The following is an 11658-nucleotide window of genomic DNA, read 5'->3' as shown; positions in this document are numbered from 1 at the left end:
TCAAGTTGAGGGTACCGGCTTTGGCCTGTTGCCCGGCCAGCTGAGCAATGAGAATTGGGCCGCCGATGGTCTTGGCAGGGATTTTCCCCTCGATGATCTTGACGATGCTGACTACGGTCAACTCCGTGATCCGCCAGGATTGGATGAGGGCTTTATAGGTGGCCGTGAAGGGGTCGAAACGCTCCGTAAAGAAACTGCCGGAAGGGGAAATTCCGATCAAGCCCACCTGCACTTCATCCCCGAAGATATTTTTCTGGGTTGAAACCTGCGGTGTAACCGATAGCTGAAAGATTTTTTTATCCCTTTCCACCTTCAGGAGTAGCGGGCGATCGCTGCTTTCATGGATAACCTGGGCCAGGTCTTCCCAGCGCTTGAGGGGCGATCCGTTGGCTTCCAGGATGCGGTCGCCTTTCAAGATGCCGGCTTTAAAAGCTGGATAATCCGGTTTTACTTCCCCCACTTCCGGAAGCAGGGCAGGCATGCCCACCATGAAGACGATAGCAAAGGCAACGATAGCGAAAAGAAAATTGAAAAAAGGTCCGGCGAAGACAATGCCCAGGCGTTTGCTCACGGGCTGGGTCGAGAACGATTTGGCCGCCAATTCAGGGGGGACTTTTTCCCCAGGCTCTTCGCCGACCATCTTCACGTAACCCCCCAGGGGCACCAGAGATATCTGGTATTGCGTCTCCCCGATTTTTTTCCCCAATAGCTTGGGACCAAAACCCAGGGAGAAGGTGATGACTCCGACCTTTGACTTTTTGGCCATGAGGAAATGGCCCAGTTCATGGACGAAAATTAAAACTCCTAAAACGATGATGGTGGCGATGATCGTTGTGATCACATTTTACCTCGGTCGATCAATTGTTGGGCCTCTTGTTTGGCCCAGGCATGGGCATGGAGGATATTCTCCAGGCTGTGTTGTTCACTCGGACGGTGATGGTCCATGGTTTTGCAGATCAAACGGGAGATTTGGAGGAATCCCAAGCGACCCTGTAAAAAGGCCTCCACAGCCACTTCATTGGCGGCATTAAGAACCGCTGGCATGGTTCCTCCTTCTTGGAGAGCCCGATACGCCAGTCCCAAGGCCGGAAATCGCTCTTGATCCACCGGGCTGAAGGTTAACTGGCCGATTTCGAAAAGATTCAGAGAAGGAAGCTGCAAATCCAACCTTTCGGGATAGCCGAGGGCATAGGCAATGGGCCCGCGCATATCCGGCATGGACATCTGGGCGACCACCGACCCGTCGATATATTCTACCATAGAATGGATGATCGATTGGGGGTGAATGAGAACCTCAATCTGTTGGGCGGGAACACCGAAAAGCCAGTGAGCTTCGATGACTTCCAGTCCTTTGTTCATCAATGAAGCGCTGTCGATCGTAACCTTCTTCCCCATGCGCCATTGGGGGTGATTCAAAGCTTGTTGCGGGGTGACGGTGGCCAGTTGGTCCAGGGGGGTAAGCAAAAAAGGGCCACCGGAGGCGGTAAGGATAAGTCGCTTAATGTCCTCTTGGCGGTGTCCGGCCATGGCCTGGAAGATGGCGCTGTGCTCGCTATCAACCGGAAGAAGGTGTACGCCTTTTTCTTGAATTTCCCGCACCAGAATTTCCCCAGCCATGACCAGAGGTTCTTTATTAGCGATGGCCAGATTTTTTTGAGCTCTCACGGCGGCTAAAGTGGGTAAAAGACCGACACTGCCGGCAAGGGCGGAGAGGACCATCTCCGCCTCCGGGTGGGTGGCGACGGCCACCAGCCCTTCCATACCCGCAAGAATGCGAGTTGTTTTCCCCAGCAAAGAGTCTTGGAGGCGCCTGGCTGATTCTGGATCCATTAAAGCAACCAGTTCCGGGCGAAAGCGCAAAATTTGCTCTTCCATTTTTTTCAGATTGGCGCCCCCGGCCAGGGCCACAACCCGGAATTTATCCGGATGCTGGGCGACGATATCGAGAGCGTTGACTCCGACGGAGCCGGTGGAACCGAGGATGGCAATTTTCTTCATACCTTTTATTATCCCAGCCCCGCCCCCCAAGCATAATAATAAACCAAGGGACCGGCGAAAAGCACGCTGTCAATGCGGTCCAGGAGACCGCCATGGCCGGGGATAAGAGACCCGGAATCCTTGACCTGGGCGCTCCGTTTCAGCAACGATTCAAAAAGGTCTCCCAATTGCCCGATAATCCCCACCCCTGCGGCCAAGGCCAAAGCATGGGGAACCGGGAGCTGGGGAAAGAAAAAAAATTTGAAAAACAATGCGCCGGCAATGGACCCGCCGACTACTCCCGCGCCCCCCTCTACCGTTTTCCCCGGGCTGATCTCGGGCGCGAGTTTTTTCCGTCCCCAGGTTCGGCCTACATAAAAGGCTGTCGTATCACCGCAATAAACTACGACCAGGGTGAAGAGGATCCATAACCGACCCTCCTCCAGTTTATGCATCAGGATGAAGTGAGCCAGGAGAAAGGGTACATAAAAAAGGCCAAGAAGATGCCTGCTCACCTGATCGACCCGGAGAGAAAAATCTTTTTGCTCCCAGAGGGCCAGGATGAACAATAACATAAGGATCATGGCCATTCCCGCAAGAAAACATCTGGAATCTTTTGCGTAAAGGGAAATCGGGAGGAGGAGGCCCAAAAAGATGGACACCATTTTTTTGCTAAGGCCAAGTTCTGGTAGGGCCAGGGCATAATATTCCTGCAGCCCCAAGAAGGTCAGAAAAAGGATCAGCAAAAGAAAAAGCCAAGAGGGGGCGAAGAGGATGAATAGAATCAAGCAGGGAGCCATGATCAGGCCGGAGATCCAGCGCTTCAGATGCATCATCGATCCCCTATTTTGATCTGTTCACTGGTCAGGCCAAACCTACGTTCTCGATCCTGGTAACTTAACAAAGCCTGGATTAGATCCTCCTTTTTGAAGTCCGGCCAGAGGTTGGGCGTCACATAGATTTCCGTGTACGCGAGCTGCCAAAGGAAAAAGTTGCTGATGCGAACCTCTCCGCTGGTGCGGATGAGTAAATCAGGGTCAGGAAGGCTGGCCGTCCAAAGGTATTTGGAAAAAAGCGCCTCGTCGATGTCTTCGGGGGTCAGGTTGCCGTCCCGGGAATTGGCCGTGATCCGGCGGATGGCCTGGATGATGTCATCTCGTCCGCCATAGCTCAAGGCCAAGGTCAACGTCATTCCCGTAGCCGCAGCCGTCAGCTTCATCGTTTCGTTGAGGGCGCTGACCACTTCTTTGGGCAGGCGGGAGAGGTCGCCGATGGCCAAAAGACGGATGTTGTTATCCAACATCTCCCGGAGTTCCGTGACCAAGTAATCCTTAAGAAGGGTCATGATTGCTTCTACCTCCGGTTGGGGGCGGCTCCAGTTTTCCGCTGAAAAAGCAAATAGGGTCAGATAGGCAATGCCGATTTCCCGGCATGCTCGGACGACGGTCCGCACGGATTCGGCTCCCTGCCGGTGGCCAGCCACCCGGTCTAATAACCGTTGCTCAGCCCAGCGGCCGTTTCCATCCATGATGATCGCCAGATGGCGGGGGAGTTTTTCCTTCACTAACCGATGCATAAATTTCCTGTGCTAAGGGAAGATTTCCAGATCATGGCGACGATCTCCGGCCTGAGAGAAAAAATGGGGGAGCGAGCGGAAGGGCGTAGGTTTTCAAACTTCCAGGATCTCTTTTTCCTTAGCCTTGACAACCTCTTCGGCTTTCTCGATAGATTTATCCATGAGCTTCTGGATTTCTTCCTGATATTTAAACTGGTCGTCTTCGGAGAGATTTTTGTCTTTTTTCGCTGTTTTTAGCTGTTCGTTGGCATCCCGGCGGATATTGCGCATGGCCACTTTACATTCCTCTTCCATGCGCTTTACAACTTTGACCAGTTCCTTGCGTCGTTCTTCGGTGAGAGAGGGGATATTAATGCGCACGATTTTTCCGTCACTGAGAGGAGTAAGGCCCAGGTCCGATTTTTGGATAGCTTTTTCAATTTCTCCGATAATTTTAGGGTCCCAGGGTTGGATGGAAATCGTTCGGCTTTCAGGAACTGACAGGGAGGCGACCTGAGAAAGAGGCGTGGGAACGCCGTAATAATTGACCCGGACGCCGTCAAGTAGAGTAAGGGAGGCCCGGCCCGTACGTATGCGGCTCAAGTCTTTGCGCAAGGCCTCAATAGACTTTTCCATTTTCGACTTCACTTCCGCTATAAAAGCCTCTTTTTTAAACATGCGTTACCCCCGAATGACCGTACCGATTTTCTGGCCGAAAACAACCCGCTTAATATTTCCTTTGCGGGTGAGGTTGAATACAATAATGGGAAGGTGATTGTCCATGCATAGAGAGATCGCCGTGGCGTCCATGATCTTGAGGCCCCGGTTCAGGACTTCGATATAGGAGAGTTCTTTGAACTTTTTGGCCGTTTTATGAATCAGGGGATCGGTATCATAGACACCATCCACTTTGGTGGCTTTGAGAATCACCTGAGATTTCACTTCCATGGCGCGCAAAGCGGCGGCGGTGTCGGTGGTAAAATAGGGATTCCCTGTCCCTCCGGCGAAGATCACGACCCTTCCTTTTTCCAGGTGGCGAACTGCCCTGCGGCGGATGTAAGGTTCGGCGATCTGGTGCATCTCGATGGCGGACATTACTCGTGTGAAGATGCCTGCCCTTTCTAAAGCATCCTGCAAAGCCAAACTGTTGATGACGGTGGCCAGCATACCCATGTGATCGGCCGATGCCCGGTCCATCCCTGCAGTACTGGCAGCCACGCCGCGATAGATATTCCCACCGCCGATTACAATGGCTACTTGCACGCCCAGCAGGTTCAATTCCTTGACCTCAACGGCTATCTTCTGGACCACGGCTGGACTGATTCCATACTCCTGATCCCCCATTAAGGCCTCCCCGCTGAGCTTGAGCAGGATGCGTCGAAAAAAAGGCTTGGGCGAAGTTTTCACTCTTGGGATAACCCCTCGGCGACTTGGAAGCGACTGAAGCGACGAATTTCCAGTTTTTCTCCCAACTTACCAATTAAACCGTTAAGGAGCTCCTGGATGGTAAGGTCCGGGGCCTTGACAAAAGGCTGTTCTAAAAGGCAAACCTCGCTATAGAATTTTTCCAATTTACCTTCGACAATTTTTTCAACGATCTTTTCAGGCTTGCCTGCTTCCCGGGCCTGAACCCGATAGATTTCCCGCTCGCGCTCTGAAGCTTCCGGTGGTACATTTTCCCGGCGAAGGTAAAGTGGGTTACTGGCCGCAATGTGCATGGCGACATCCTTGGCGAAAATCTGGAAATCTTCCGTTTTGGCTACGAAGTCCGTTTCGCAGTTGACCTCCACCATTACGCCGATTTTCCCGCCCGCGTGCACGTAGGAGCCGATGCGGCCCTCCGAGGCGATTCGTCCCGCTCTTTTAGCGGCAGTGGCCAGGCCCTTTTGCCGCAAATAGTCCACGGCTTTCTCAAAATTGCCTCCTGCTTCGGCCAGGGCTTTTTTACAGTCCATCATTCCAGCGCCGGTCTTCTCGCGTAGATCTTTAACCATACTGGCGGATACTTCCACGAAATGTTTCCTCCTATTCTTCTTCGTCTTCGTTCTCTGGTTTTTCTTCCTCGACTTCTTCCGGGGCCGGTTCGGCGGCCACTTTCGGTTTTCCTAAGGTGGCGCCCTCAGCCCCCGCCGGGGGGGCACCTTCGGGCGCGACTAATTTGGCCTCCAAGAGTTGCTTGCCTTCCAGACAGGCATCGGCGATTTTGGAAGAGATGAGGCGAATGGCCCGGATCGCGTCGTCGTTTCCGGGGATGATGTAGTCAATTTCATCGGGATCACAATTGGTGTCCACGATAGCCACGATGGGGATACCTAACTTTCTGGCCTCATGAACGGCGATTCGCTCCTTGCGCGGATCCACAATGAAAATTCCCTGGGGGATCCGGCTCATATCCTTAATTCCTCCCAGAGTTTTTTCCATTTTGGCCTTTTCTTTTTCCAATTGCAGAACTTCCTTCTTGGGCAGGACATCAAAGGTACCGTCCTCTTTCATGGCCTGCAGTTTTTTCATGCGTTCCACGTTTTTCTTGATGGTGCGGAAATTCGTCAGGGTACCTCCGAGCCAGCGCTGATTTACGAAAAACATGTTGGCGCGTTGGGCTTCCTCGGCGATAGAATCCTGGGCCTGTTTTTTTGTCCCTACAAAGAGGATATTGCCGCCTGAGGCCACAGCATCGACTACAAATTTGTAAGCCCCCTTGAAGAGCCGCACCGTCTTCTGTAAATCAATGATATAAATCCCATTGCGCGAGCCAAAGATGTAATCCTTCATCTTGGGGTTCCATCGTTTGGTCTGGTGGCCAAAATGGACCCCCGCTTCCAAAAGCTGTTTCATGGTGACAGTCGACATACAATTTCCCTCCTGGGTTAGTCCTCCGCTTTCCTTATCCCGGCTTGCCATCCGCCCTCTGCGGACACCCTGGCGCCGATTGGAAAACGTGTGTTTTGAATTTTTTATTATAACATTCTAAACTTTTGTTTCAAGTGAAATCTCAATAGAACAGGGGCCAAGGATTCGGGGATTCAATTTCAGCTTCGGTAGGAAGCGTTGATTTTAACGTAATCAAAAGAAAAATCCGTTGTAAAAAAGGAAACCCTCTTCTTTCCCCGGTTAAGGTTGATACGAACCGTGTATTCTTTCTTTTTCATCACCGCGGTCGCTTGTTCTTCCATTGCAGGTCCCCTGCCTTGGCCGCGGCGGACGAGGGCTACGTCGTCGAAATAGACATCGATTTTATTCGGGTCAATAGGGGCGCCCGAGTAACCCGCGGCGCAGAGGATTCTTCCCCAGTTCGCGTCCTCTCCGAAGAATGCAGTCTTGACCAGGGCGGAGGTGGCCACAGCGCGGGCGACCCGCTCGGCTTCGGATGCGGTGCAGGCTCCCTCCACGGCAATGACGACCAATTTTGTTGCTCCCTCCCCATCGCTGGCAATTTTTTGGGCTAAAGAGAATAACAGGTCATGCAAAAAAAGGACAAATTTCTTATAACCTGGGGTACCGAGGGTTATCTCTCGGTTTTTTGCTTCCCCGTTGGCCAGGATCAAGAGAGTGTCATTGGTACTCATATCTCCGTCGACAATCACCCGATTGAAAGATTCCTGGACGCCTTCTTTTAAGGATTGGCGCAACGCTTTTAGGGAAATGGAAGCGTCGGTGATAACAAAAGAAAGAAGAGTAGCCATTTGCGGGCTAATCATCCCTGCCCCCTTGGCGATTCCGGCCAGGGTGATTTCTCGCCCATTCACCTGTTGGCGAAGAATCACCGCTTTGGGGAAGGTGTCGGTAGTCACAATGGCCCGGGCAACATTCCCCAGACCGTCGGGCGCTAGGGAGGATAAGAGACGGGGAAGGTTTTTTTCGATTAAACTCATGGGTAAGGGTTTCCCGATTACGCCGGTAGAGGCCAGGAGCACATTTCCCGGATTAATTTTCAGGGAAGAGGCAATCAACCTGGAAAGGCGTCGGCCGTCGGTCAGACCCTTCTTGCCCGTACAGGCGTTAGCGGACCCGGAATTGATCAATATAGCCCGGGCACGTCCCGCCTTTATCCGCTCCATCGAAAGGAGTACAGGAGCTGCTTTTACCCGGTTGGTAGTGAAAACCCCGGCAGCCACGGAAGGCACCTCAGAGTATATAAGGGCCAGGTCTTTCTCCCGGTTTTTTTTAATCCCGGCAGATATGCCCGCAGCCAGGAAACCGGGAACCTTGAAATCGGGGGGAATGTCTTTGTTCATGTTAACTCCTAAACTACGCTAAGCGCTACGCTCTTTGCTTTAGTTATCTCCCATGACATTTTTTGTATTTTTTCCCGCTCCCACAGGGGCAGGGATCATTACGCCCCACCTTTTTACCCTCTCGCTTTACAGGCTGCTGTTTCTCCTCGACCTCTTCGCCACGGCTAAGAATGAGGGGTTGCTTACGGACGGCCTCAAATTGAGCTACTTCCTGGGGACGAGCGATCTGGACCCGGAAGAGTTTTTGGATCGTCTCCTCCTTGATACGCTGAATCAGATCCATAAACATCGCGTATCCTTCCTTCTGGTATTCCTGGAGCGGGTTGCGCTGCCCATACCCTCTGAGGCCGATGCCTTCCTTCAAGTGGTCCATAGCCATCAAGTGTTCTTTCCAGAGGGTATCGATGGACTGGAGGTAGATTACTTGTTCCAGGTGTCCCATAGCCTCGGGGCCGAATTCGGCCCCTTTCCCCCCATAGACTTCTTTGGCTTGGGCCACGACCTTTTCCCAGAGCTTCTCCCGGGTCATATTCTGGGTATCTTCAGGGCGGATGCTGAGGCCGAAGGAAAAGAGGCGCATAAGGGATTCATTCAACCGGCGGTAATCCCATTCCTCAGGATAGGTTTTTTCATCCGCAATGGAATCAACGATTTCCTCGGCAAGCTCGGTGATGAGCTCTTGGATTTCTTCGGCAACGCCATCCTGAGCCAGAACCCTTTTGCGCTGGTCATAAATCACCTCCCGTTGTTTGTTCATAACGTCGTCGTATTCCAAGAGGTGTTTGCGGATGTCAAAGTTGTGGGCTTCCACGCGTTTCTGGGCGTTCTCGATCGCCCGGCTGATCAGGGAATGTTCGATGGGCTGGCCTTCTTCCATCCCCAGCCGGCTCATGACTCCCGAGATGCGCTGGGAGCCGAAGATGCGCAGTAGGTCATCCTCCAGGGAAAGGTAGAACCTGGAAGTTCCCGGATCTCCCTGTCGGCCGGAGCGGCCGCGGAGTTGATTGTCGATCCGCCGGGATTCATGGCGTTCTGTGCCTAGGACATGTAACCCGCCGGCTTCGATTACTTTCCGATATTCCTGGGAGGTGAGAGCACGCATCTCCTCCAATATTTTTCGGAAGCCCTCTGGGTCGGTGGAAAGATCCACCTTGCGGCGCAAGGCTTCCTCGCGAACCAACATTTCGGGATTACCGCCGAGCATAATATCCGTGCCCCGGCCGGCCATGTTGGTGGAAATGGTGAGCGCGCCGAATCGTCCAGCCTGAGCAATAATTTTGGCTTCCGTTTCGTGGTATTTGGCGTTCAAGACCTGATGGGGGATCTTCTCCTGCTTGAGCATCTGGGAGAGTTTTTCGGAGTTTTCAATGGAAATGGACCCCACCAGAACGGGCTGACCCCGGCGGTGGCATTCTTTTACTTCTTCCACGACGGCTTTGTATTTCTCCCTCTGGGTCCGGTAGATGACATCGGAGAAATCCTGGCGGATCATGGGCATATTGGTGGGGATGACCATAACATCCAGTTTGTAGATTTTCTTAAATTCCTGGGCCTCGGTATCCGCCGTACCCGTCATGCCGGCTAGCTTTTTGTACATGCGAAAGTAGTTTTGAAAGGTGATCGTCGCTAAGGTTTGATTCTCCTCCGCGACCTTCACTCCTTCCTTGGCTTCGATCGCCTGGTGCAAGCCGTCACTCCAGCGGCGTCCGGGCATCATCCGGCCGGTGAACTCGTCGACGATGATCACCTGGCCATCCTTGATCACGTAATTGACATCTTTCTGAAAAAGCCAGTGGGCTTTGACGAGCTGGTGGATGGTGTGGATACGTTCCGAAGTCTGCCGGTACTGGTTATCCAGGGCTTGCCGGGCTTCGATTCTTTCGGGCGGGTTTAATTGATCATTGCTATCGATGGTCAGATATCCTTCTTCCAGCGAAGGAACAACAAAGGCATCTGCCCGTCCTCGGGAGAGAAGCTCTAAGCCTTTTTCCGTCAACTCCACGGCGTTCGACCGTTCATCAATGGCACAGAAGAGTTTGTCATCAAATTGAGAGAGTATTTTTTGACCGGAAAGATAAGACTCCAGGCGGTCGAGGCGGGTCTTGAGGGCAGGTTTTTCGGCAATGAGGTCCAGAAAACGAGGATTTTTCGGATCCCCCCGCTTAACCAGTAAAAGTTGTTCGATAACGGTTTCGCTTTCGGGCTCTTCTTCAAGGAGTCGGAGAGCTTCGTCGAAAATGGTCTGGATGAGGCGGCTTTGATTCTGGTGCAGACGAATAACCATCGGCTTGAGCTCTTCATAGTATCCTTCATCCAGTTGCTCGACCGCACCGGAAATGATCAGAGGGGTCCGGGCTTCATCGATAAGGATGGAATCGACCTCGTCCACGATGGCGTAATTCAATTCCCGCTGGACCAGATCTTCAATACGGAACTTCATGTTATCGCGCAAGTAATCGAAACCAAATTCATTGTTCGTGCCGTAAGTAATGTCACAGCGGTAAGCTTGTTGGCGTTCCAGATCGTCTAATTCATGGACGATGACGCCCACCGCAAGGCCCAGAAAATTGTAAATGGCACCCATCCAAGCCGCATCGCGCTTGGCCAGATAATCGTTTACCGTGACCACGTGGACGCCCTTGCCAGTAAGGGCGTTTAAGTATAGGGGCAAGGTAGCCGCCAAAGTTTTCCCTTCGCCGGTCTTCATTTCAGCGATTTTCCCCTCGTGGAGCACTATGCCCCCCACCAGTTGGACGTCGAAATGGCGCTGGGCTAAAGTGCGGCGAGCGACTTCCCGGACCACGGCGAAGGCTTCGGTCAGTAAGTCGTCAAGGGTTTCCCCCTGGGCAAGACGCTCGCGAAACTCCCCGGTTTTGGCCTGAAGCTGGCCGTCGCTTAACTGGGCCACCGCTGGCTCCAGTTCGTTGATCGCCCTGATTAGGGGTTTCAGGCGGTTGAGCTCCCGCTCATTCTTACTGCCGAATATTTTTTGCAAGACATTGAGAAACATATTATTATATTTACCGCAGAGAACGCTGAGTACAAAGGCCCTTTTGGCTCTGCGATCTCTGCGGCCTCTGCGGTGAAATTGGATAGTAAATCAAACAAAAACCCCGATAAAGCCTTCCTTATCGGGGCCAAAGCTTCAAACCCATTTGATATAATAGCATATTTATAATAACAGGGGAAGAGGGAATATGTTCGGCGGAGAAAAAGGGGAGGAAGGGGAGAAAAGCTCATCCGGCAATTTGGCCGGCACTCAGCGCCCCCCGCCTGAGCCTGGGATTATTAAAAAGGAAACCCATTATAAGAACTGGGCGGTGGCAATGGAATTATGCTGATTGGTTAAGGTAACGGACTGGGTTGACTGGGTTACCATGGATGCGCACTTCGTAGTGAAGGTGGGGTCCAGTACTGTTGCCAGACATGCCCACGGTTCCAATCGTCTGCCCTTTTCTTACTTTGTCGCCGGTTTTGACCAAAAGGTCTTTCAGGTGGCCGAACATGGTAGAATATCCATGTCCATGATCGAGGCAAATCAATCGTCCGTACTCTGATTCACGTCCGGCAAAATTGACAACTCCATCGGCAGGGGCGACAACCATTGTTCCTGAAGGAGCAGAGATGTCCATTCCTCTATGGGGACGAGTTCCCCCGGAAGAAGGGGAAAGACGGGTATCTCCAAATCCTGAAGAAATCCGGCCTAATACCGGCCATAGAGAAGGCGTGGCTAAGAGAAACGATTTTTGACCTTGAAGGAACTCCTGGAGTTCTTTCAAATTTTTTTCCCTTTGGGAAAATTCTTGGCGCAGGTCCAAAAGATCGTGGTGCAGGCGGCTAACCAGTCTATTTCTTTCCTTATCCAGAATGGAGACCTCTTCCTCCCGGAAA

Annotated in this window: 11 protein-coding genes; all 11 read right to left on the bottom strand. The window is 52.4% G+C overall.

The window, feature by feature from the left end; all coding sequences use genetic code 11:
- The coding region (locus tag Q7V48_05200) for a site-2 protease family protein (protein MDO9210131.1) at window positions 1-841 on the bottom strand (841 nt) is incomplete at its 3' end.
- Window positions 838-1998 carry a 1-deoxy-D-xylulose-5-phosphate reductoisomerase gene (locus Q7V48_05195; GenBank protein ID MDO9210130.1) on the bottom strand — a complete coding sequence of 387 codons (1161 nt, stop codon included), beginning with the start codon at window positions 1996-1998 and terminating at the stop codon, window positions 838-840. The genes Q7V48_05195 and Q7V48_05200, both read right to left, overlap by 4 nt.
- Window positions 1999-2006: 8 nt before the next feature.
- Complete coding sequence (locus tag Q7V48_05190; GenBank protein MDO9210129.1) at window positions 2007-2813, bottom strand: phosphatidate cytidylyltransferase; 807 nt, start codon at window positions 2811-2813, stop codon at window positions 2007-2009.
- Window positions 2810-3553: an isoprenyl transferase gene (locus tag Q7V48_05185; GenBank protein MDO9210128.1), complete on the bottom strand. Its 744-nt coding sequence runs from the start codon at window positions 3551-3553 to the stop codon at window positions 2810-2812. Before Q7V48_05185 ends, Q7V48_05190 begins: the two co-directional genes overlap by 4 nt.
- 93 nt (window positions 3554-3646) lie before the next feature.
- Window positions 3647-4210, bottom strand: coding sequence for a ribosome recycling factor (frr, locus tag Q7V48_05180; GenBank protein MDO9210127.1), 564 nt, complete (start codon window positions 4208-4210; stop codon window positions 3647-3649).
- 3 nt (window positions 4211-4213) lie between these two features.
- Window positions 4214-4939 carry a UMP kinase gene (pyrH, locus tag Q7V48_05175; protein MDO9210126.1) on the bottom strand — a complete coding sequence of 242 codons (726 nt, stop codon included), beginning with the start codon at window positions 4937-4939 and terminating at the stop codon, window positions 4214-4216.
- A complete protein-coding gene (tsf, locus tag Q7V48_05170; GenBank protein ID MDO9210125.1) occupies window positions 4936-5544 on the bottom strand; it encodes a translation elongation factor Ts in 609 nt (202 codons plus the stop codon). Before tsf ends, pyrH begins: the two co-directional genes overlap by 4 nt.
- Before the next feature lie 13 nt (window positions 5545-5557).
- Window positions 5558-6382 (bottom strand): 30S ribosomal protein S2, encoded by an 825-nt coding sequence (gene rpsB, locus Q7V48_05165; GenBank protein MDO9210124.1) that lies wholly within the window; start codon window positions 6380-6382, stop codon window positions 5558-5560.
- 179 nt (window positions 6383-6561) lie between these two features.
- On the bottom strand, window positions 6562-7767 hold the full coding sequence (argJ, locus tag Q7V48_05160; GenBank protein MDO9210123.1) for a bifunctional glutamate N-acetyltransferase/amino-acid acetyltransferase ArgJ: 1206 nt from the start codon (window positions 7765-7767) through the stop codon (window positions 6562-6564).
- Window positions 7768-7810: 43 nt separating this feature from the next.
- Window positions 7811-10777 (bottom strand): preprotein translocase subunit SecA, encoded by a 2967-nt coding sequence (gene secA / locus Q7V48_05155; GenBank protein MDO9210122.1) that lies wholly within the window; start codon window positions 10775-10777, stop codon window positions 7811-7813.
- Window positions 10778-11099: 322 nt separating this feature from the next.
- Window positions 11100-11658: M23 family metallopeptidase (locus Q7V48_05150; protein MDO9210121.1), on the bottom strand; the 559-nt coding region annotated here is incomplete at its 5' end.

The organism is Deltaproteobacteria bacterium (genome assembly GCA_030654105.1).
GTDB lineage: Bacteria > Desulfobacterota > SM23-61 > SM23-61 > SM23-61 > JAHJQK01.
This window is presented reverse-complemented; position numbering and strand designations above follow the sequence as displayed.